This window comes from Pseudomonas graminis (assembly GCF_004364335.1).
Classification (GTDB): Bacteria; Pseudomonadota; Gammaproteobacteria; order Pseudomonadales; family Pseudomonadaceae; genus Aquipseudomonas; species Aquipseudomonas graminis_D.
This window is the reverse complement of the sequence record NZ_SOCR01000007.1, coordinates 184,569-206,839: the sequence shown is the minus strand read 5'-3', so window position 1 is coordinate 206,839 and position 22,271 is coordinate 184,569. Positions and strand designations below refer to the sequence as shown.

General features: G+C 59.8%; 21 protein-coding genes. 4 read left to right on the top strand and 17 right to left on the bottom strand.

Going from position 1 to position 22,271, the window contains the following annotated elements:
• Positions 1 to 25: 25 nt before the first annotated feature.
• From EC919_RS14930 to EC919_RS14920, 3 genes are all read right to left on the bottom strand, one after another.
• Positions 26 to 1,381: an MATE family efflux transporter gene (locus EC919_RS14930; RefSeq protein WP_133775155.1), complete on the bottom strand. Its 1,356-nt coding sequence runs from the start codon at positions 1,379 to 1,381 to the stop codon at positions 26 to 28.
• An 83-nt stretch (positions 1,382 to 1,464) separates the two neighbouring features.
• Complete coding sequence (locus tag EC919_RS14925; RefSeq protein ID WP_133775153.1) at positions 1,465 to 4,050, bottom strand: bifunctional diguanylate cyclase/phosphodiesterase; 2,586 nt, start codon at positions 4,048 to 4,050, stop codon at positions 1,465 to 1,467.
• A 32-nt stretch (positions 4,051 to 4,082) separates the two neighbouring features.
• The gene (locus EC919_RS14920; RefSeq protein WP_133775151.1) at positions 4,083 to 5,090 is read right to left on the bottom strand and encodes a DNA-binding protein; all 1,008 of its coding nucleotides are present in this window, start codon (positions 5,088 to 5,090) and stop codon (positions 4,083 to 4,085) included.
• Positions 5,091 to 5,270: 180 nt separating this feature from the next.
• On the opposite strand from EC919_RS14920, the gene EC919_RS14915 reads away from it, so the two are divergent.
• The 3 genes from EC919_RS14915 (at position 5,271) to EC919_RS14905 (ending at position 7,913) form a co-directional block, all read left to right on the top strand.
• Positions 5,271 to 6,236 (top strand): tyrosine-type recombinase/integrase, encoded by a 966-nt coding sequence (locus tag EC919_RS14915; protein ID WP_166650553.1) that lies wholly within the window; start codon positions 5,271 to 5,273, stop codon positions 6,234 to 6,236.
• Between the two features lie 204 nt (positions 6,237 to 6,440).
• Positions 6,441 to 6,809, top strand: coding sequence for a histone-like nucleoid-structuring protein, MvaT/MvaU family (locus EC919_RS14910; protein WP_065990779.1), 369 nt, complete (start codon positions 6,441 to 6,443; stop codon positions 6,807 to 6,809).
• 213 nt (positions 6,810 to 7,022) lie between these two features.
• Positions 7,023 to 7,913, top strand: coding sequence for an alpha/beta fold hydrolase (locus tag EC919_RS14905; RefSeq protein ID WP_133775147.1), 891 nt, complete (start codon positions 7,023 to 7,025; stop codon positions 7,911 to 7,913).
• A 35-nt stretch (positions 7,914 to 7,948) separates the two neighbouring features.
• Here EC919_RS14905 and EC919_RS27190 read toward each other — a convergent pair whose 3' ends face one another.
• From EC919_RS27190 to EC919_RS14855, 11 genes are all read right to left on the bottom strand, one after another.
• Entirely contained in the window at positions 7,949 to 8,122 is a 174-nt protein-coding gene (locus tag EC919_RS27190; protein WP_166650552.1) for a hypothetical protein, read from the bottom strand.
• A gap of 98 nt (positions 8,123 to 8,220) precedes the next feature.
• Positions 8,221 to 8,562: a hypothetical protein gene (locus EC919_RS14900; protein WP_133775145.1), complete on the bottom strand. Its 342-nt coding sequence runs from the start codon at positions 8,560 to 8,562 to the stop codon at positions 8,221 to 8,223.
• A 100-nt stretch (positions 8,563 to 8,662) separates the two neighbouring features.
• Positions 8,663 to 9,028, bottom strand: a complete 366-nt coding sequence (locus EC919_RS14895) for a response regulator (RefSeq protein WP_133775144.1) — start codon at positions 9,026 to 9,028, stop codon at positions 8,663 to 8,665.
• 92 nt (positions 9,029 to 9,120) lie between these two features.
• Entirely contained in the window at positions 9,121 to 10,509 is a 1,389-nt protein-coding gene (locus EC919_RS14890; protein WP_133775142.1) for an ATPase domain-containing protein, read from the bottom strand.
• A 274-nt stretch (positions 10,510 to 10,783) separates the two neighbouring features.
• Positions 10,784 to 10,990, bottom strand: coding sequence for a hypothetical protein (locus EC919_RS14885; RefSeq protein WP_133775140.1), 207 nt, complete (start codon positions 10,988 to 10,990; stop codon positions 10,784 to 10,786).
• Between the two features lie 78 nt (positions 10,991 to 11,068).
• The gene (locus EC919_RS14880) at positions 11,069 to 11,953 is read right to left on the bottom strand and encodes a manganese catalase family protein (protein ID WP_133775138.1); all 885 of its coding nucleotides are present in this window, start codon (positions 11,951 to 11,953) and stop codon (positions 11,069 to 11,071) included.
• Positions 11,954 to 12,307: 354 nt separating this feature from the next.
• Positions 12,308 to 12,571 carry a PAAR domain-containing protein gene (locus tag EC919_RS14875; protein ID WP_133775136.1) on the bottom strand — a complete coding sequence of 88 codons (264 nt, stop codon included), beginning with the start codon at positions 12,569 to 12,571 and terminating at the stop codon, positions 12,308 to 12,310.
• A gap of 424 nt (positions 12,572 to 12,995) precedes the next feature.
• Positions 12,996 to 13,298 carry a hypothetical protein gene (locus EC919_RS27185; RefSeq protein ID WP_166650551.1) on the bottom strand — a complete coding sequence of 101 codons (303 nt, stop codon included), beginning with the start codon at positions 13,296 to 13,298 and terminating at the stop codon, positions 12,996 to 12,998.
• Positions 13,299 to 13,338: 40 nt separating this feature from the next.
• Positions 13,339 to 14,136 carry a hypothetical protein gene (locus EC919_RS14865; protein WP_133775134.1) on the bottom strand — a complete coding sequence of 266 codons (798 nt, stop codon included), beginning with the start codon at positions 14,134 to 14,136 and terminating at the stop codon, positions 13,339 to 13,341.
• Positions 14,127 to 16,160: a lipase family protein gene (locus tag EC919_RS14860; protein WP_133775132.1), complete on the bottom strand. Its 2,034-nt coding sequence runs from the start codon at positions 16,158 to 16,160 to the stop codon at positions 14,127 to 14,129. Before EC919_RS14860 ends, EC919_RS14865 begins: the two co-directional genes overlap by 10 nt.
• 135 nt (positions 16,161 to 16,295) lie before the next feature.
• Complete coding sequence (locus tag EC919_RS14855) at positions 16,296 to 16,496, bottom strand: hypothetical protein (protein WP_133775130.1); 201 nt, start codon at positions 16,494 to 16,496, stop codon at positions 16,296 to 16,298.
• Between the two features lie 250 nt (positions 16,497 to 16,746).
• Between EC919_RS14855 and EC919_RS14850 the strand changes: the two genes are divergently transcribed.
• Positions 16,747 to 17,889, top strand: a complete 1,143-nt coding sequence (locus EC919_RS14850) for a MalY/PatB family protein (protein ID WP_133775128.1) — start codon at positions 16,747 to 16,749, stop codon at positions 17,887 to 17,889.
• A gap of 37 nt (positions 17,890 to 17,926) precedes the next feature.
• Here EC919_RS14850 and EC919_RS14845 read toward each other — a convergent pair whose 3' ends face one another.
• The 3 genes from EC919_RS14845 to EC919_RS14835 all read right to left on the bottom strand — a co-directional run bounded on the left by EC919_RS14845 (position 17,927) and on the right by EC919_RS14835 (position 22,079).
• Positions 17,927 to 19,111, bottom strand: a complete 1,185-nt coding sequence (locus EC919_RS14845) for a DUF1624 domain-containing protein (RefSeq protein WP_133775126.1) — start codon at positions 19,109 to 19,111, stop codon at positions 17,927 to 17,929.
• Positions 19,112 to 19,302: 191 nt separating this feature from the next.
• On the bottom strand, positions 19,303 to 21,030 hold the full coding sequence (gene ggt / locus EC919_RS14840) for a gamma-glutamyltransferase (RefSeq protein ID WP_133775125.1): 1,728 nt from the start codon (positions 21,028 to 21,030) through the stop codon (positions 19,303 to 19,305).
• A 365-nt stretch (positions 21,031 to 21,395) separates the two neighbouring features.
• Positions 21,396 to 22,079, bottom strand: coding sequence for a TIGR04211 family SH3 domain-containing protein (locus EC919_RS14835; protein WP_133775123.1), 684 nt, complete (start codon positions 22,077 to 22,079; stop codon positions 21,396 to 21,398).
• Between the last annotated feature and the right edge of the window lie 192 nt (positions 22,080 to 22,271).

Here is a 22,271-nt window from a genome sequence, read left to right as displayed (position 1 = left end):
CTGACCGTGCGCGGCAGTGGCCTGCTCATGCCACAGCCTGGACGTCGCCCCGGCGCCGGAAAAACCGCCTCGCCGTCAGGGACGCGATTGTAATCGATGTCACGGCAATCAATGCGTTACCGGTGAGCATGGCCGGGAACGCACCGGCCGCACCGAACAGATGAATTCCGCCGAGCACGAACGGCACGGTCCCCAGCGTTGCCCGTAGCCAGGCGAACAGCGCCACCAGCCAGGGCCGGCCCAGGGTGACGAACATCGAGATGGCCACGAAATCCAGCCCGATCAGCGCCCACAGCCCGCCGCCGACATGGCAGAACGCAAGAAAGATCGCGCGCCCGGTGCCTTCAAGCTCATAAGTGTCGGCCAGCGGAGTGGCCACCAACAGCAGCACCGCCCAGACCAGCAGGCCATAGACGATTACCAGCTTGCGGCTGAAAACGATGGCCGATGCGACGCGGGCGTGGCGATGGGCGCCGATGTTTTGCCCCAGCACCGGCGCGAGGGCGCTGGGCAGGGAGAAGAACACGCAGTAAGCGAACTGCATGACGCGATCCATCACGGACATGGCCGCCAGCGCCGACGTGCCGTAGGCGCCGATCGACGAGACCAGATAGGTCAGGCCCACCGGCGTCGCCAGATTGCCGACCATGGCGGGCAAGCCGACCTGCATGACCTTGCGTGTGTGCAGGCGCAGCAATCGCCAGCGGACGGAAAACGGCATCGCCAGCCGCGCCCGCAGCCAGTAAATGCCCAGGCCCAGGGACACCAGCGCCGACAGCGCATAGGAAATCCCCGCACCCTCAAGGCCCAGGCCAAAGCCGAAAATGAACAGCGGATCGGCCAGCGCCAGGGTGGCCGCGCCCGACAGTACGACCCACAGGGCGCGGCGACTGTCGCCGGCGGTTCGCAGGATCTGCGCCGACATCTGCATGGCCGACTGCAGCACGCTGAATGGCAACGTTAGCCAGATGAATATCCGCGCGGCTTCGTAGGTGCTGGCGTCCGCGCCGAGCCAACGGGTCAGCGGCACCAGCAGCCCCAGTTGCAACGCCGCCGCAGCGCCTGACGCGATCACCACCATTAACATCAAGTGCGTGACCAGCCGCGAAGATGCCTTCGAGGCGCGATGGCCGATCCGCTCGGACAGCACCGTTGCGGCGGCAATGATCAGCCCGCTGGAGACGGCACTGTTGAGGAAGATCAGCACTTTCGCCACCCCCGTCGCAGCGAGCAGCAACGGATCGTGAAGCATCGAGACGTAGAGCAGCGTGAAGATGTCCACCAGAAACACCGCCAGCAGGCTCAACGCACTGGTGCTCGACATCACCAACACGTGCCGGGCCACCGAGCCTTCGGTGAAAACAGCGCGCGGGTGAGTCATGATCACTCCAGAAATAAACAGTGGCCGGGTGCGGCAGCGGGTGTGATGGATGGAAGCGGCGCTGCCGTGACAGCGCGCGCACTTTATACGGTTGTGTCCGCCGCCGCCGTCTTTCTCGCGGCCAGTAGCGCGTGGAAGTCCGAGGTGGTCAGCGGGTGACTGAGGAAATAGCCCTGCCCCTCCTCGCACTGCACTGATTTGAGCAACTGCAGATGCTCGGCGGTTTCGATGCCCTCGGCCGTGACCGTGAGTGACAGCGCCCGCCCCAGCCCGACGATGGCCTGCACGATGGAGCGATCGCCTTCGCTTTCGCTGAGGCGTGTCAGGAAGCTGCGGTCGATCTTCAATCCGTCGAAAGGGAAGGTGCGCAGGTAACTCAACGACGAATACCCGGTGCCGAAGTCGTCCATAGCGATGCGCACCCCCAGTTGTTTCAGCGTCAGCATGATATCCAGCGCGCCTACGGCATCTTCGATCACCACGCCTTCGGTGATCTCCAGTTCCACCCGCGACGGCTCGATCCCGGTGGCCTTGAGGGCGGACTGAATGCGCGCCGGCAGGTTGCCGCGCTTGAATTCGGCAGGCGACAGGTTGATGGAAATGAACAGCTGTTTCGGCCAGCGTGCGGCTTCACTGCACGCCTGGTTCATGACCCAGTCGCTGAGGGGGATGATCAGCCCGCTTTCTTCGGCGATGGGAATGAAGGTGTCCGGGGGAATCAGGCCGCGCTGGGGATGCTGCCAACGCACCAGCGCCTCGGCGCCGACCATTTGGCCGTCGGACAAACGAAAGCGCGGCTGGAAATGCAGGCGCAGTTCGTTGTGTTTGATCGCATAGCGCAGGTCGCTCTCCAGCCGCCGGCGCTCGATGATTTTGGCGTTCATGTCGCCTGCGTAAAACCGCCAGGTGCCGCGGCCGCTGGCCTTGGCCTCGTACAGCGCAATGTCCGCGTAGCGCAGCAGTTCGGCGGCCTCGCGCGCATCGGTGGGCGCCATGGCGATGCCGATGCTGGCGCTGACGAATATTTCCTGATCGTCAATCTGCACCGGGCGCTCGATGGACTCGATCAGGCGCCGGCACAACGCCTCGACTTCGTCCTGGTTGCGGGTGTCGCTGAGGATCAGCACGAATTCGTCGCCGCCGACCCGCGCGACCAGGTCGCCATGGCGCACGCAATCGGACAGACGACTGGATACGTCATTGAGTACGCGGTCGCCGGCGGCGTGGCCCAGCAGGTCATTCACCGGCTTGAAGCGGTCCAGATCGATGCTCAGCATCACCAGCGGCTGGTCGAGGGTGGGCAGCGCTTTCAGTTTGCCATCCAGAAACTCCTGCAACCGCACCCGGTTGGGCAGCCCGGTCAGGGCGTCGTGCTGGGAGAGAAACTCGATGCGCCGACGGGCTTCCACTTCTTCGGTGACATCGGTGGCCGTGCCACGGAATCCGCCCGCCGCCATCGACCGCGCCGAGAGGCGACTGATGCGCTCGCGACCGCAGGTTTCCAGGTAACGGCACTGAATGGTGATGTCGGGGCGACGGTTGGGGATCGCCAGCCACTGGGACACCTGGCCGAGCTCGGTCTGCAGCAGATCGTCCATCAAGGCGCCGATCCACTGCCCGCGGTCCAGACCGGTGACGATTTCGAAGCGGTCAGAGAGGTAGGTAAAACGCCCTTCGCTGTCGATTTCCCAGACCCAGTCCGAACTGGCTTCCACCACATCACGAAAGCGCGCCTCGCTGATGGCCAATGCACTTTCGCTGTTCTGCAGGGACGCGTAACTGTCATCGAGTGAGCGCGCGGCGGCGGTGGCGCGACGCAGGATGGCCCAGGTCATCAGGCACACCAGCACGGCGGCCAGACCAATCAGCGGCAGGCCGAGGGTCAGCAAGCGCAGGCCGGGTTTGGGTGGCGTCCAGTGCAAGGCCCCGGCAGCACCGCCTTCGCCCAACGGAAAGATCGATACCTGATGGCGCTCGTCGGGCGTGGCGACGTGCAGACCATCGACGCCGTACTCCTTGCCCAGCAAGGCCAGTTTGGCGTCGTCGAGCACGTCGACGAAGATCAGCACCGAGGGCACGCGGCCATCCGGGGTGACACTTGGATCGGTGCCTGGGGTGATGGCGGCGGCGGCAACCAACGCGGGTGTGCCGTTCAAGTCAATGAATGCGGTGACCGGGGTTTCGGTCTCGGCGCCGTCCCGAGCCTTGGCCAGCAGCAGGTCCCTGGCCTGTCCTAGCCAAGGTGTGGCATCGACCTTTTCCAGTTGCCCTTCGATGACGGCGTACACCGTGCGGCCGGTGTCATCGATGACAAACACGCCTTGAAACCCGAAATCGGTGAACAACGTCGATCCGATGTTCTGGCGGACGAACGCCCAGTCCGGGTCGACTTCCAAATGGAGGTAGCGGTAGGCATCGCCCCAGAACGCGTAGTCCCTGGCCGTGACGGTCAGGGTTTTCTGCAAGGAGGTCAGCGCTTTCTCGGTGTAGAACGCGCTTTCGATCTCTTCGTTGCGGTCCAGGTCATGGGCGAGGAACGCCAGCAAGTAAGCGGCCAGGAGAAACACGCCTGCCAGCAGGAACACGAACTTGAACAGCGAGCCCCGGGCCAGGGCGACCGTCGAGGAGCTGGCGGGTGTGATGACGTCGGGGATGGGCTGATTTGACATGGCTTTCCGCAAGCTGAAGACCGGTGGGTCGCTTACGTCTCTATCGGCGGCGCTGTTGCAATGTTGAGCTGCACCTGAGCACGCAGGCTGTCGTTGTCTTCGTTCAACACAGCCACGCGCTGATTGGCTTGCGTCAGTTGCTCATGGGCCAGTGCCACCGCTTTCGCCAGGGACTTGCTTTCCGCTTTTACAGCCGCCAGCTGCTCTTGCAGTTGCTCGCGGGCGCCATCGGCTTTCGCGGTGTACATCTGGGCGGTGCGAAGTTCCGAGGCGAGGCGCTGCGCCTGGTCTTGCTGATCTGCCAACGCCCGGGCCTGTTGACGCATCTCGCCGAGCAGGCGCTCGTTGTCGCGGTTTAGCCGTGTTGATTCATCCTGCTTGATCACCAGCGTCTCTTGAAGTTTTCGCTGCTCGAGCTGGATCTGCTGAAGCTGGGCTTCGTGGCGACGCTGATCCTGCTCGCGCTGCTCCTTGATGGCCTCACGGTAATGCTCCAGTGCCGCGCGGGCGTGCACATGCTTTTCTTCGAGGGACTGGATTTGCAGGTCTTTGTCCTGCACGCGCCGCTCAAGGTCCTGGCACTGCTGGCTCAGACCGGCATTGCGCGTCAGTTCCGACTGCCAGGAGGAGTGGGTGGTTTGCAGTCGGGCGCTCTGTTCGGTGAGCGCGGCGTGCTGGGATTCGCACTGATGCCGGGCTGATTTCAGCTCCGACTCAAGGGCTTCCAGCCGGGCTTCTGCCGCTTCTCGCTGGCGATCGAAGTCAGCTTGCGCCTGGGCGACGACCGCTGCGCCCTCCTCCGTCAGTCGATCAAGCAAACCCTCAACCAATGCTTTGAGCTCTTCACCCATGCGCGCCCGAGACGACGTTTCGGCCGGCGCCTGGGCGTCCAGCTCTTTCAGATAGCGGGCGATGGTGGTTTTCGAGCCCGTATTGCCCAGTTCCACGCGCACGGCGTCGATGCTCGGGTAAGCGCCCTTGCTCAACAACGCTTTTCGGGCGCGCTCTACCACCGCCTTATTGATGCCTCCGCGTGCCATGCCGTCTCCTACGATTTCGTACCGTGTTACGTAACACGTTATTACAGGGTACGATACCAGCTAAAATGTTATGTGGAAATGTTTCTACCAGCAGCCGATAATAGTGCTTTATCGCTTTTCAGCCGGCTGAGCGGCGATCAAAGCCCACAAATCGCCCGTGTCACGCCGATTGAGGTATGTATGGAGAAGGCAGATCGGTACCTGTCAGCAGGCACCCGCGCCAACACGCGCCGCAGCTATCGGGCGGCGATCGAGCATTTCGAAGTGGTCTGGGGCGGTTACTTGCCCACGACGGGCGACGGTATCGTGCGCTACCTCGCCGAGTACGCTGACAAGCACGCCATCAGTACACTGAAGCAGCGTCTGGCAGCTCTGGCCCAGTGGCATGTCACCCAGGGGTTCCCGGACCCGACCAAAACGCCCACCGTGCGGCAACTGCTCAAGGGCATTCGCGTCGTCCACCCGGCGCAGGCTAAACAGGCGGCGCCGTTGCTCCTGCGTCATCTGGAGCAAGCGGTGGCATGGCTGGAGAACGAAGCCAATGCCGCCTGGCAGCGCGGCGACCACAAGACACTGATGCGTCACCGACGCTCGATCGCTCTGGTGCTGATCGGCTTCTGGCGCGGGTTCCGGGGCGACGAGCTGGCCAGACTGGACATCGGCAACACCCAGGCCCAGGCCGGCGAAGGCATCAGCTTTTATCTGCCGTACACCAAAGGCGATCGCCAGCATGAGGGCACCACGTTTCGCACGCCGGCGCTGAAGACGCTCTGCCCCGTTAATGCCTACATCAACTGGATCACCGTGGCCGGCCTGACCCACGGACCGGTGTTTCGCCGGATAGACCGCTGGGGCAACCTGTCCATGGAGGCCATCAACGCCCACAGCCTGGTGCCGATGTTGCGACGCATCTTTAAAGACGCCGGGTTGCCTGATGACCTGTACAGCAGCCACTCGATGCGCCGGGGATTTGCAACGTGGGCGTCCGGCAACGGTTGGGATATTAAAAGTCTGATGAATTACGTCGGCTGGAAAGACATTAAATCGGCGCTGCGTTATGTAGACCCGACCACCTCGTTTGGTGGCCTGGCATTGAAACCTGCGTTGAACCCGGCCATACAGCCTGCAGCGCTGACCGACACCTGACCGCCGCGCAAGTTTTAAAGCGGCCGGCGTCGTATGCACGGATCGCCTTGCACGCAAGGCAGAAAAGTTTGCTGTTAGTACTGGCATCCATGCACCCACTCGCACTACAGTGTCCGCGGTTACACCAGTAATCACCGTGCGCTCCAATGTTCGCCAGTGCTAACGCCGCACGTCAGTATCAACAAACCGAAACATGGAGTTCCAATGTCTAAACTTGCCGAATACCGCCAACTCGAACGTCACCTTGCCGATCAGCTCGCTGCCCTTGAGGCTATGAAAGGCGATAAAGGCCTGGAACAGGAAATCGAATTCGAAGGCAAATTGCGTACGCTGCTGGGCGAATACAATAAGAGCCTTAAAGATATTATTTCGATTCTGGATCACCCTACCGGATCCAAACAGGGCAAGAACGCCAGCGCCCCCGAGAAGACCACTCGCAAAGCCCGCGCCGTCAAAGTCTACAAAAACCCGCACACCGGTGAAGTCGTTGAAACCAAAGGCGGCAATCACAAAACCTTGAAAGAATGGAAAGCCGAACACGGTTCCGACACTGTCGAATCCTGGGTTTCCTGATCGGCCAGGCAATGGGGACAGGGCATTAAGTGCCGCCCCATTGTTATCACCCGATGCATGCGCCCTTTGCGCTGCATCGGTGATTCGATCGATACCTCCGAGCAGGGTTGCAACGGCCCGCCCCACATTTCAGTCTCTTAAAAGCCCTACCGCCATACGTCAGCCCGGCATTTTTTCAGGGCTTCGCTTCTACTTGTCTGTCGGAGTCATCCCATGAAGAACATCGTTGCCGGCGTGCTGAATGTTTCATACCGCGACGTCGGCCCGGACGACGGCCCTGTTGTTCTATTACTTCACGGATTTCCCTATGACATCCACGCCTATGACGACGTGGCGGCGCGACTTGTTCAGGCTGGCTGCAGATGCATCGTGCCTTACCTGAGGGGATACGGCCCTACCCGCTTTATAGATTCAGCCACGCCCCGCTCGGGCGAACAGGCAGCACTGGGCGCGGATCTGCTGGCACTGCTGGACGCCTTGAATATTCCTCACGCCATTCTCGCCGGTTACGACTGGGGCGGACGCGCCGCGTGTGTGGTGGCTGCGCTTTGGCCGGAGCGAGTGACCGGGCTGGTCAGTTGCGACCCTGGCTACAACATTCAGGACATCGCTGCTGCCAATACGCCGGCTTCGCCGGAAACAGAGCGACGCCTGTGGTATCAGTATTACCTTCACGGGGAGCGCGGGCGCGCGGGCCTTGCGGCCAATCGGGGTGAGTTTTGCCGTTTGCTCTGGAAGCTCTGGTCGCCGACATGGCCATTTGCCGAGTCCACGTTCGCTGACACGGCCCAGGCGTTCGAGAATCCTGACTTCGTCGACGTGGTCACGCACTCGTACCGCCATCGCTACGGGCTGGTGGCGGGCGACCCCGACTATGCGGTTATCCAGGAGCGGCTTGCGCAGAAGCCGTCGATTACAGTACCGACGGTCATTCTGGCGGGAGCAGACGATGGCGTCTCATCAAAACGCGATGGCAGCACGGCAGTGCGCGGCTTTGCAGGGAAGGTACGGCGGCAGGTGATAGAGGGCGTGGGTCACAACGTGCCGCAAGAAGCTCCGGCAGAGTTTGCCGACGCGATAATAAGCCTCCTCTACAACCACTAAATACAACTCACCCCGCTCCTGATAATCCAGGTTATTCAGGATTGCTCGGCGTTGCTCAGTTCAACGGCCGACTTCGCCGCTTCAACTTCATCTTCAAAGTACAGTACAGCGCCCTCATCGTTTTTGACGCGAAAGAGGACGGTGGTACCCGACTGCCGATGTTCGAGGGGGATGTCTTCACCTTCCAGTCTGACGACGGCCACGGCCATTATGATTCTCCTGCGGACAGTACTGACAAAGAGCGGAGCCACCGAGGTTGAAATCTGCTTAATCTGTTGTCAGCTGCAATATTCAAGGGGATGGTTCATTACGCACGGTATTCAGCGTAGAAACCGGGTGGCGTGTGGCGACGTGGAGCGCTGAATATTTGCGCACTTTGCAAAGTGACAGGCAGAGGGCGGTATTCAAGATCGATGAGGCGAACTCCGTTGACCTGGGGTTGCCCGCAAGGCAAGGCGCCAAAGGCGCTGGCCAGCACAACCTGCTCGGGGTCGAACAGCACAATGGTTTCCGCGCTGACGGCGTCCATGTACAGCGAATAGGGGCATGACACGTCGGGACACACTTGATGACGAAGTTCGTTCAATGCCCGCAGGCGGCGATAGACAACGGTGCCTTCGCCCAACGATTTGCTGTACCAGGTATTCATTGCACTGCCCATCTCGTAAGCGTTATCAGTATCGACCCGAGGCTGAATCGATTCGTTCAACAGTAATGAACGATGGATCGGGATAACCTTACCGGCGGGCTTATTGGCGGGCTTGAAACAGAGCGCGAATTTTGTCGATGACGTTGTCGATATCAAAGGGCTTCTCGATCACTTCATCAAAAAGATCCGGCCGCTCCTCCCCCATATAGGCTTGCGCGCCACTCATGAGCATGATGGGCGTCGACATGTGCACCTCCCGAGACTTGACCGTCTCGGCGAGCTCCAGACCGGTCATGCCGGGCATCATGAAGTCGGTGATGATCAGGTCGGGGCGCTCGCGGTCCAGAATCTCAAGCGCCTTGCGTCCACTCCCGGCCACGACCGTCTGGAATCCCTCATCCTCCAGTGCGAAGCTGAGGATATCGGCAATCAGGTATTCATCATCGATGATCAGAATGGTCGGCATCAGTGGGTCACTTCCCACGATGTCGCGAAGGTCGGCCGGCTGATCAGGCAACTCACTGGCTCTGGCCACCTCCACGTTGCGAATCGCATATCTCAGACCTTCTTCATGGTGATTCCAGCGTTGCTCATCACGACTTCAAGTGGCGAGGGATCATAGGCGTTGTCTCTGATCTTCAGAATCGAAACCTGCCGTTGAAGTTCAGTCCGATGCTGTACGAACTGGACGAGCAGCAGGTTATCCACCACGCCGGAGACTTCCGGTGCCGGAATGCTCTCGCGCTCGTCGAATAACCGATGCGCCTCCCATGCCGCCATCACCGTAACGCCCCGGGCGCGAAGTTCGCCGAGCAAGGTGTCGAAGACGTCCAGGACCCGGCTCTGATCAGCGGCCGCGCGGCTCAGCGCGTTGAGGCTGTCGATGAACACACGCTTGATCTGCAGCCGCTCGACCCTGTCGAGCAAGTCGTAACAGACCCGGTCAATCAGACCTGCCGAGGCCGGTGTCCAGGCGATGTGCAACGCGCCCGACGCCTGCAGCCCCGCGAAGTCTTTTCCGAGAGAGCGCGCTTTGGCCGTGGCCCGTTGCGGTGACTCATGAAAGCCGAAGTACAGCCCGGGCTCCTGCGCCGTGCAGCCGCTCAGAAACTGAATGCCCAGCGAGGTCTTCCCGGCGCCTGAAGGGCCCATGATCAAGGTCACCGACGACCGGACAAGACCGCCACCGATGTGCGCGTCCAGCCCGTCAATGCCACTGCTCAACATGGCGTCGGGTTGTTCGGGCATGGCACCGGTGCGGGTCAGCATGCATTCCAGTCGCGGGTAGATGGAAATGCCCTGGTCGTTGATCTCGAACTCGTGGGCGCCCGGGATTGCGCCGCTGCCCCGGGTCTTGCGCATCTTGATCCGGCGCACCGTGCGCGAGCCAACCATGTCTTCGCCCATCTCGATAACGCCATCGACCATGGTGTGCTCGGGACTGCCGTCGTCGAGTTGCGAACTGGTGAGGAACAGCACCGTGCAGCCAGCGAAGGCGGCATGACCCTGCAGCTCGGAGATGAACTGTTTGGTGTCCAGAGGGGATTCTGCCCTGGAGCGGGCATTCAGCAGCCCATCCAGTATCAGCAGGCTGGAATGCTGGCGGCTGATCTCGCGGCGCAGCAACTTCACGACTTCGTCCAGACCGTCGTTCTCAAGGGTGTCGAACGCACTGACAAACTGGATGCTCTTGCCCACCGCCCCGCGATCAAAGAAGCTCAGGGTCGAGAGGAAATGAAACAGACGGTCGTGAGGTTCGGCGAGCAATGTTGCGAACAGCACGCGACCGTTTTGGCGGACGTGGTTGAACCCCAGCTGGTTGGCGAGGATCGTCTTGCCCGACCCTGGCCGTCCTTGAATGATGTATGACGCTCCCGCAACAAGGCCTCCTTTGAGCAGTGCGTCGAAGCCCTTGATCCCGCTTTCAAGGCGTTTTAGCTGATTCAAATCTGCTCCCTCTCCTGATGTGCATCAGGCCTGAAAATACGCATTGCTCACGCGCGAAGGCCAATACATTGGCGGGTAATCGCGGATCAGTCCAGCGCCTCGCAACGTTGCGGATTTCGGGCCGTGTCACCGCTGTACAGGGATCCAATTCCGCCCCCTGCGCAGAGGCAAAAAAAAGCCCGCTTTCGCGGGCAAAATCGATGAGGCAGTAGCGTGGTGAAACGATCCGGCGCCGCTGGAGCGTGCGTGAGCCCGCCTGCTGGTCCCGCAAATCTTAATGAAGTCTATCGACTCCTTTTACCGATTTGGGCAAGAGTCCGGCTTTGAATTGCTGAACAAACAACGCTGTTCTAAAACCACGCCCCAGCGTAGCCGCTTCTGCTTCGAAGCGCGTCAGACATGAAGTGAAGTCAAGCGGAGCGTCGTGGTTGAACAACTCGCTGGCTTCATCAAGGGTCGAATCTTCCAATAACCTGCTCATTAAAAATCTCCATGCCGTACGGGGTATCGGTCACACGGTCGGCAGAGCCAGCCACATACCGGCCCTGCCCGTATGGGCTTACTCAGCTTTGCCCTGAGCCAGACCTGACCCAAGGTCGGCACCGGTCATAGGGTCGGCTTCCAGATCAGACTTTAGCCGCTCTTTCATCATGGTCAACGTCACCGAATCGTCTTCGCTCAACGTGACCGAAGCGGTACCGTCACCGCCATCCACCGCCGGCTTTGGATTTTCGACGTAGTCGAAATCAGCGTCGCTGTTCCACGGCCCGCGCACATTCGGCTCGCCGTTGGACATGCTGAAGTAAGTCCGGGAGAACTCGGGCATGCCTGGCAACTTGCCTTGGGGGAAGTTCGGCTGAATCGAATGCAGCGCTTTCTCGAAGGAAATCTGATGCGCGATTTCACGGGTCATCAGGAAGCCCAGCGCGTCCTTGATGCCCGGATCGGTGGTCACGTTCATCAGCCGCTCATAGACGATCTTGGCCCGTGCTTCGGCTGCGATGTTTGAGCGGAAGTCCGCCGTCGGCTCACCGATGGTGTCGATGTAGGCTGCAGTCCATGGCACGCCAGCAGAGTTGACCAGCGGTGCACCACCGCCGTACAGCAGGCTGGTGATGTGCGAATCGTTGCCGGCACCGTTGATGTCACGGTACAGCTCGCCTTCGGCTTGCACGCCTTCGGCCAGTTTGCCTTTGGCGCCCTTGTTGAGCATCACGATGATCGAGCCGATGATCTCGAGGTGGCTCAATTCCTCGGTAGCGATGTCCAGCAACAGATCCTTGCGACCTGGATCTTCTTCAGCCAACGCTTGAGTGAAATACCGAGTGGCCGCAGCCAGCTCGCCCTGGGCGCCACCGAACTGCTCAAGGAGCAGATTGGCCAGACCCGGATTAGGCTCTGCGACGCGAACCGTGTATTGAAGACGTTTATTGTGCAGGAACATAGTGTTACTCCCTTCTCAGGCTAATTTGATATCAGGATTGTTAACAACAAGTTCAGCTTTCTTAGTGCGGCGATCGGTCAACTAAGCAGAACGCACAGAGATAAAGAGAGATCGATGAACCTGTAATTCAGGAAAGCGAACCTGGACCCGACCAATGGTTTAGCGCTGGAAGTTTAATAAGGGTGAAGCGTGTCCCGACAGGCGGTCTGGTGTGTCATCCGAAGTCGAACGAAGTCAGCTTCTCGACCGTAAGCTATCTGAATGGAGAGTTCTCAGGACTTGGATCGACGGCATTGCGCCGTCGATTGTCACGACGAGATTCCGCGGGCCATTAGCGGGCCGGCGCAGGTGTCATCAACGTATGACGGCGCCCTTCGGCCCGCTGGCGATAAGGGCCGCACCACACGCGGTCTTCATACCGTCCAGGGCAACCGGGATGCCGTCCACGCTGTAGGTGCCGCTGCCCTCGGCGATGGGGAAAACACCTTTGCATAGAGGGCAACTGACGTTGTGCCCTACTCCGGCGATGGGCTTGCCGTTGAGGTCGGTGTGCGGGAAGGCCTGAAGTACGACGCCGCCGTGGGTGGTGAGGTCGCCTAGGCGGATGATGTCTTTCATAGTTGTAGAAGCTCTCGGTTAATTTGATTGAGTAATTATCTGTCTACGTTGATTGGTTATAAGCTGCTCGGCACTGCCCACTGTTTCGAAGTGCCCCTGACTGTAGGAGCCGGCTTGCTGGCGAATACGTTGTATTAGCCAACGCGATCGTGGCGGCGTTTGACGGTGTGGACGATTTAACTCGCAAGCGGCGCCCTTGGAACGTTGACAATCGAATTACCAACTTCCATGAGGAATGCCGTGTTGGTCTATCCAGGTTTGCGCTTCTGGATTTGGAGCTCTTTAGTAAAGCCCTTTATCGTTCAGATAAGGGCCGCGAGGTTCGATGTCGCCCTGAAAGCGGCCGATTTCCTGGAAGTCTAAACACGCTTCTCCCACCCAAACGATCAGGACCCCGCCGGGCGCCTGTTTCCCGTAAACCTCTTCATTTCTTTGCTTCCGCGAGATTGTCGGCCCCATTGCGGTGTAGCGAGACTTCGAAGGCGTAGTACCCTTCAATTGTTTCGGGACGGCCGTCTCCGTCGTGAGTAATGCGTGGGCATTTAGCTGACCGATACATCACACGCATGACCTCTGGCTCTAGCTCATCAGGCGGTTTGATAGTGATCGTGACTTTTTCCCCATCTCGCTGAGGGGAGATGCTGAAGTCCTTCGCGCAGCCGCTGAGGAATGTGAGCAATACAAAGCATGAAACCGAAGTCTTTAAAAATGACTTAACATAATTCATGGAGTATTTCTCACTACAGACGGTCGGGCAGCTGGCGGCTTCACTTCTTCGCCTCCTCTTCCAAGCGAATTTTCTGCATCTTTTCAAAACTAGGCTTATTTCGCCGCTCGGATTCCACCGTGCCGTCCGGGTAATAGAATTTTGGGAATTCACCAGCAATGGGTTTTTTAGGCGCTAAAGATTTAACCACGTAGCTTCGATGAAGCACTGGCTCGAAATAAATATCTCGCGCCTCCACCGCATTATAGGTGAGGTAGCTTCCACCCCTGCCGGAGAGGCGCACTCTCTGGACATAACCGCCTATAAAGCTCTCGCTCACCCAGGGATAATAGTTTTCAACAATACGCAAATCGGCCCCCGTCACGTTTATCGTGCTAGACACTCGCCGCTGCGGATTGTTGTGATCGAAAACGATCACTACTCCACCGCCCGAACCTGGTATTACTTTCTCCCCAAAAGGGGTAGGCATCCGGTATTTGACGCCGAAATCGGCGTTACTTAGACGCCACTGGCACGGACCGCCTCCGTCGACAAATAACTCTGTTCCGTACAGATCCCCCTCGCGCTTCTGTAGTGGGACTTCAAAACCATTATGTCCGTCCACTCTCTCCGGCCGACCGTCCCCATCATATGTAACACGCTGACAAACGGCAGATCTGTACATGACACGCATGGATCTCAATTCAAGATCTTCGGGCAACTTAATAGTCAGTGAAACTTTCTCACCATATGGCGCCGGCGACAGTCGATAGTCCTGAGCACAGCCACCTAATAATGTCACCGTTGCCAAAAGCAGTAGCGGACTTCTCGAGCCGGACATCGTAATCTTCATTTCCATACCACATCTTTTTCTAATGCGTCCAGACGCAACAACGCTTCAACGCCACCCTCGGCTTTCTGCGTCTCCGTTAAAGCCGATTCAGATTTCTGATGCATCGAAAGAAGCCAGGTATTGCGCCTGTGTTCGTGTTCGGGTGAGGAATTGTTGTACTTATCCATCTGTTGCTCGAAACGCTTGATCCCTTTCTGCGCGGCAAGCGGTGGCACACGATTAGGGTTGATCGCCGCTATCAGGCGATGAGTGATATGCGTCATGTACTCACCCATCATGTGGTTACCGATACCCAGCAGCCCCCCGGGTTTCAGGTTTTTATGAGGTTGGAAGAAGCGCGCTCGGTCCCCAGGCGTTAGGTAACGCATTAGATCTCGCTGCGATTGTTCGGCCTGATCATTTTCTGCGCTGCTTAAACTGGGCACCACGTAAAGGTTTGGCCGCTCCGGGAGTCGGGTTTTTATGGTGTTGTAGTAAGGCGCGCCGAGCCCATCCTTGCTGCGGTATGCAGGGTAAGAAGAGCCTCGGTTCTGCGTGTGCTGCTCTACGCGGTAAAACATGGCAAGTTCGCCGTGATGGCCGTATGGATCGCCGAACTTGATCACATTGGTCGCGAGGGTCTGGCCCATCGACCATGCGAAACCCAACGTAGTGCCTAACGGGCCGTATAGGTTGTAGAGGTGGTTATCGAGGTCAGCCTCAGGTGGCACACTGGGAATGGTGTCAGTGTCATTAACGTGACGGAAATGACGAATTTCGCTCAACCCCTTTAAAGCACTGAGCGTAAAAGTTCGAGGCATTCCGTACGTGTATAGAAGCGGGTTGTGTGCCTTGAGCGAAGCTGCGTGAATCAATCCCAGCGCACCCCCGAGGCTATGCCCACAGATATAGAGTTTTCTGTCCCCAATGTTTTCAGGAAGATCCTCCGTCAAGTGCTCGGAATAACAGCTTGTCGCAGCCTTGAAGGCTGTTTGAAATCCCAAATGCACCCGACCTTCAAGCGCCATCTCTAAGCAGGGTACCGATGGCGCACAGCTAGCTTTCAGCTCAGGCAGGACAGGACGGAAGGTAAGATCTGTAGCAAGGTCAGGGGCATGAATGCGGTCAAAGTCCGTTCCCCGCCAAGCTATCAGCATCTGAGTAGAGTTCCTGACGTAGAAAAGCTGAGTATCACCTTTCGGAATGTCAACTTTGGCAGTGTCCAAAACGTCGCAGCGCTCATACCTATTATCGAACGGTACGTCAGTCACCAGACAGGGCCAATTTTTCCCCCCGTCCCAAACTCTGGGAGTTCTCGACAGATCAAGACACTGCTCGGCAAAAAAATACTCAGGCGAGCCGAATAAAGCCTTCGGACGGTTGCTGTACGACAAGATACTCATCAGCCCCAGGTTGTAGGCATTCGCCAAGCTGTACGCCTGCTCATGGTGCAAAACCAACGACCAGGCACGCAGCGGGCAAACTTCCAATACATGCCGACAGTTCAGCGCTTCGTAAGGTGCGGTAAACCCTGAAAACTCAGCGTCCGGAAAATGATAAGCCGGTGGTGGATCCAGCTCTGGCCATGGCGGATTGAACGCCGGCAGCTCATCACACAATTGCCCTATTCGCAGGTAGTGATAGGCATGCCCCTGCTCAATCGCCTGTTTTTCCACCGGCGAAAATCCGGGACGCTGCTTTCCGTACAGAGGTTTGCTGTCACTGGCACCTGGCCGCTCGGGCTCCGGGCGCACCGCCCGCAACCGCCGCTGTTGCAGGACTTCAGCCAACGGCGCCGCCGGCATCAGCAGTGTTACGTCGAGCGGGTGAAGGTCTTCAAGTCGAATGACACCCTGGGCATCGGTGCTCCCCGAGTACTCAGCAACGCAGCCATCCCGCACTGCCTGATTCGTCGCCCGCCATGGCAGATTAGCCAGCGGCTCGCCGCGCTCGTCCACCAGTTGAAATTCAACCCAATGGTTTTTTTGCGGGCCGATAGCCACAGGCTTGTAGGTGCAAAAAATGTCCGTCTGGTGCTGTCTGTCTTTCATGCCGGGTCCTTCCTGATTGAAGATTTGATGCGGTGATAAATTGTCGCGGCCCATTGCGTGGCGGCAGGCGCAGTGTCGTTAGCCGTTGCGATGCAGATCGCAAATCATCCGGGCGATGGGGCCCCTGAGCGGTGGTCACTGCTCATCGGGCTTGTCATTGGGAAGCTCGATCACCACGTTCCCCGGCAATAACGTGTGAACCGGGATGGTCCTGCCGTCCTTGTCTGTCACGCCGGGGAACCGCTCGCCCTCCTGCGTGGTAATCAGGTAAGGGGCGAAGGGGGCGTAAAGCTTGTGGCGGCTGTGATCGAAGAAAGGCGGCAATACGGTGAGCATGAATGAGCGTCCCTGGCAGGAGAAAGCGCCCCTGACCGGTCTGCCGAAAACCGGATCAATTCGTCCATGAGAGAGGGCTGAAGCGGGCGAAGATGAGGCATTTCAAAGTGTGACTCCAGAGGGGGAGACACGAAGGAGACGGTTCCAGCGGCATTTACGGACTAATCCTACAAGCTCAAAATCGGCATCAAACTCAACCCGCCAATCTCTGGCACAATCCCCCTTTTTTTCGACCAGGACAGGCCAGACCATGGATCTGAACAACGTTTTTCAGCGCTTGAACACCGGCAGCAAAAAGTGGAGCCAGTACCCGGAGGACGTGCTGCCGATGTGGGTGGCGGACATGGATTTCCCGGTGGCCGCGCCCATTGTGCAGGCGCTGAAGAACCGTCTGGAGCATCCGCTGTTGGGCTATTCCGTGCCCCAGCAGGCGTTGCGTGAGACCTTGGTCAAGCATCTCGCCGAGCGCTACGACTGGCAGATCGAAGCGCAGGATCTGGTGTTTCTCCCCGGGGTCGAGCCTGGCGTGAACATGGCGCTCCACGCGCTGGTGTCGCCGTCCAGTGCGGTGCTGGTGCAGACGCCCAACTACTCGCCGCTCCTGCATGCGCCGGCCAACTGGAAGCTGCCGCGCATCGATCTGCCCTTCCACGCCAACGCCCAGGGCGAATACCCCACCGACGTCGCGGCGCTGGAACGGGCGCTGCCCGACCACGGCGCGCTATTGCTGAGCAACCCCCACAACCCGCTGGGCAAGGTCTTCGAACGGGGCGAACTGCTCGCCATCGGTGAGGCCTGTGTGCGGCGCAATGCGCTGATCATTTCCGATGAAATCCACGCCGACCTGCTGTTCGACGGTCGCCAGCACACGCCGATCGCTTCTCTGAGCCCGGAGATCGCGGCGCGCAGCGTGACGCTGATGTCGGCGAGCAAGGCCTGGAACATCGCCGGGCTGAAAACAGCCTTCGCCGTGGTGCAGAACACCGAGCTGCGCCAGCGTTTCAATGCCGGGCGACTGGGGTTGGTGGACAGTGTCAACGCGCTTGGGCTGGAGGCCACCGAAGTGGCCTATCGCGAGGGCGCCCCTTGGCTGGAACAGGTCGTCGCGTATCTGCAGGACAACCGCGATTACTTGGCCAAGGCCCTCAAAATCCGCTTCCCGGGGATCACGATGCACCTGCCACAGAGCACGTATCTGGCGTGGCTGGATTGCTCGGGTCTGGGACTCAAAAATCCGCAGCAGTTCTTCCTCGAACACGCCAAGATCGCGCTCAGCGACGGAATGGAATTCGGCGACGACTGCGGCCAGTTCGTGCGCCTGAACTTCGGCTGCCCGCGGCCGATGCTGGAAGAAGGCCTGGCGCGTATGGAACGCAGCCTGCGCGACGCCTGACGCCTTCCCGGCTAAAGCCGGTCCTACATGGCCGTGCTCAGAAGTACTTCAGCCAGGCGATGTCCCGGCGGCGCGCCTTCAGCGCCGCGAACCAGCTCACCGCCGGCAACAGCACCACAGTGAGTACCGCGGCGCAGCCCCACAGGCCCAGTACCGAGGTGAAGCCGAAGTACTGGCCCTGGGTGGTGCCCCAGATCGCGACCGCGCCAACGTACAGCAACTTCAGCACGTACAGATGCAGCAGATAGAAAAACATCGGCGCTGCACCAAACGTCACCAGCGGTCGCAACCATGCCCTTCCCTGCTGTCGCTCAAGCCATGCCAGTACCAGCAGGCCGACGCCCAGGGTCAGGCTGATGAACAGCAACGACGGCGGGTATTTGGTCACGTTCAAGACGCTCATCAGCGTCTGCGCCGTGGTGTCACCCTCCATCCACGGCTTCTCGCCATAACCGTTAATGCCGCGCAGCGCGAGAAACAACGTCAGTGCGCCAAACCCCCAGGCAAGCAGGTTGATCTCGCGCTTTTCTGCGTTTGTGTCGCGGCCAAACCACGGCCCGGCGGCGTAACCCACAGCAATCACGCCGATCCACGGCAGCAGCGGGTACGAGGTGCGCAAGCGCAAACTGTCGCCGACCTCGATCCAGCCCCGGTCATGGAGAATCGCCCACGGAATGTGCATCGCCGAGCCCACGGCAAAGTGCACGTCATCCAGCAGGTTATGCCCGGCAATGATCGCCATCCCCAGCGCCGCCAGCATACCGCGCGGCAATACCACCATGGCCGACAGCGCAATCATGCTCAGCCCGATCGCCCAGATGACCTGCAGGTAAATCACCGTCGGCGGAAGCTGCAACGTCCAGGCGAAATTCACCAGCGTCAGCTCCAGCGCGATCAACACCAGCCCGCGCTTGAACAGAAACCCCGCCACCGCGCCCTTGCCCGCATGCCGTTCGCCGTACAGCCAGGCCGAAAGCCCGGTGAGAAACACGAACAACGGCGCGCAGAAATGCGCCAGGGTGCGGCTGATGAACAGGTCTACACTGGTGTGAGCGACGTCCATCGGGTCGCTGACCTGATGGTGCAGAAAGAAGGTCTCGCGCACGTGATCCAGCAGCATGAAGATGATGATCAGCCCACGCAGGGCATCGATCGATTGCAGGCGGCCGGGATGGGCGATGGCCGTAGCGGGAGATTGCAGAGGGATAGACAGGGTTTGCATACGCGGTGGACTCTCGAAGCGCGATAACCGACAGGCCCTTCAGCGGCCTGCAAAACGGGTTATAACATAACACTTCAGCGCACCCGGCGCGCAACCAAAATCACGCGCAGGCCTTGCCTTGGGCGAAGGACAGCCCCCGGTCACCGAACAAAGGCACCCTGCCCCGTCCGGCGAATCAGATGCCGATTAGATCAATAGCCCAGCGACAACCCGGTGCTGCGCCGTGGGTCGTTGGCGCCGTAGAAACGGTTGTTACCCACGGGTTTGCCGCCCAGCGACGGCGCGCCGACGAGGATGGCGGCCAAGTGGTTGGCGTCCTGGGGACCGGCAAACTCATGGCCCCAGCTTTCGAGGATCTTCTGGGTGTCCGGGCTGACCGCGAAGGCCTCCAGGTTGGTGGTTTCCGGCATCCACTGTTGGTGGAAGCGTGGCGCATCGACCGCCTCCTGAATGTTCATGCCGTAGTCGATGACGTTGAGCATGGTCAGCAAGGTCGCGGTGATGATGCGGCTGCCGCCCGGGGTGCCAACCACCATCACGGTCTTGCCGTCTCTGGTAACGATGGTCGGGCTCATCGATGACAACGGCGACTTGCCCGGCGCGATGGCGTTGGCTTCGCCCTGAATCAGGCCGTACATGTTCGGCACGCCGACCTTGGAGGTGAAGTCGTCCATCTCGTCGTTGAGGATCACGCCGGTGCTGCTCGCCATCACGCCTGCGCCGAACCAGTCGTTAAGCGTGTAGGTGACGGACACCGCGTTGCCCCATTTGTCGACGATGGAATAGTGCGTGGTGTTGTTGCCTTCGTGGGGCGCGACGCCGGGTTTGATGTTCTGGGAGATCCCGGCTTTTTGCGGTTCGATGGCGGCGCGCAGCTTGGCGGCGTAGTCGCGGTCGAGCAGATGGCTGATGGGGTTTTTGACGAAATCCGGGTCGCCGAGGTAGCTGTTGCGGTCGACGTAGGCGTGACGCATGGCCTCTATCTGATAATGCAGCCCCTGGGCGGAGTGATAACCCAGTTCCTGCATCGGGTAGCCTTCGAGGATGTTCATGATCTCGCAGATGACCACGCCGCCGGAGCTCGGTGGCGGCGCCGACACCACGTGGTAGCCGCGGTAATCACACTCGATCGGCGCCAGTTCGCGGGTCGCGTATTTGTCCAGATCCGCCTGGGTGATGATGCCCTTCCCCGCCTGGCTGGAATCGACGATGGCCTTGGCCACCCAGCCCTTGTAGAAACCGTCGCTGCCTTTGGCGGAGATCTCCTTGAGGGTTTTGGCGAGGTCTTTCTGCACGAGGGTGTCGCCGACTTGCAGCGGTTGGCCCTTGTTCAGAAAGATCGTGCCCAGGTCCTTGGCGTCGGCTTTGAATTCGTCGGTGGCGGTGCCGAGCAGGTCGACATCCCCTTGCTCCAGCGCGAAGCCGTTTTCAGCGAGTTTGATCGCTGGCGCAATGACGTCGGCGCGCTTTTTGGTGCCGTATTTGCTGAGCGCCATTTCCATCCCGGACACCGTGCCGGGCACGCCGACGGCCAGGTGACCCTTGGAACTCAGGTCCGGCACGACGTTGCCGTCCTTGTCCAAGTACATGTTGGCGCTGGCCGCCAGCGGGGCTTTCTCGCGGAAGTCGAGGAAGGTCTTGCGCCCGTCCGCCAGTTGAATGGTCATGAAACCGCCTCCGCCGAGGTTGCCGGCGGCGGGATAGACCACCGCCAGCGCGTAGCCCACGGCAACGGCCGCATCCACCGCGTTGCCGCCGGATTTGAGCACGTCGACACCCACGTGGGTGGCCAGATGCTGCGCGGTGACGACCATGCCGTTTTCGGCGGCGGCCGGGGCCACGGAAGCGGCGTGAGCACAGGACAGGCCAAGGATAAGCGCCGTCGCAACGAGCGACTGGGCAAAGGGTTCGAACTTCATGGGCGGTTTCTCTTTTTCTTGTGACGGAAGACAGCGTGGGCAGAGGGTGCCCCGCACAAAACTAGCGCATGGGGGGAAAGTTGCCAGTAATTGCCGAGGAATCCAGGCCTGAGGAATGGCACGCTCGGTGTGTTCGCCCTTCATCCGTCAGGAGCTCCGTTGCTGGCGAATACGGTGTGTCAATTAACGCATGAGCAACTGACTCACCACGTTCGCCAGCAAGCCGGCGCCTGGAGAAGGCGCGGTGTGTCAGGCGGAAACAGATCGAATGTGAGACCGTCTTCGCGGGCAAGCGCGCTCCTACAGTCATAGCCGATTCAGCAGTGGGAGCCGATTCAGCCTCCAACTGGCTCAGCCGGGGCTACTCAGAACCACCGATCGTTACGCTTGCGGCCCTTGGTCAGGGACGGGAGGATCAGGCCCAGCAGCAGGCCAGCGCCGGCGATGCTCCCGCCGTAGACCATGTAACGCATCAACACCTGATTGTTCTCGTCACCCAGTTTCGCCTGGGTGGTGCGCAAGTCCGACTGGGCGCTGGCCAACTGCGCGTTCAGATCCTTGGTTCGGGCTTCGAGCTCGTCGACCAGTTTCTTGCGCGACTCCAGGGTTTCCTGCATGCCCTGAACCTTGGTTTTCCAGTCATCGTCGATGGTCTTCAGTTGCGCGCTGAGGTCGGCAGCTTTTTGCGTCAGTTGCGGCAAGCGCTCGGCCTGACCCGGCACTTCCTGCAGGTCAGCGGTGGGAATCCACACGTTGTCGCCGGCGCTGCCGCGCACTTGGCTGTAGTCGCCCTGGGTGTTGATCAGCTCGACTTTCTGCCCGGATTTCAGCGTGCCCACGATGCGATAGCCGTCGGTGGGGCCGCTGCGTACGTAGGTGCTGAGGGTGTCACTGACCCAGCGGTCTTTGCTCTGTGTTTCGGCGAGCGCCAATGGGCTGGCAACGGCAGCGGTCAATAACGTGGTCAGCAGGCCGGCGTTGAGCAAGCGGCGTCGAACGCCCGGCACAGGGGTAAAGCGAAGGGAGGCATTGGAGGGAGAGATAGGCATGGATAATCTTCGACAAATTGAAAAGAAGGCCGATGGACGGGCCGCATGCAAGGGAATAACGCCTGATCGGGACAGCGACGAACAACGGGCTGTAACGGCTGGAAAAGGCATCTGGCGCGGGCGGAATTCAGCCGCACGCCCATGGTTGTGCCCCGGGCGTACTGCGCGCGCAGTGGTCAACAGACCATTCAA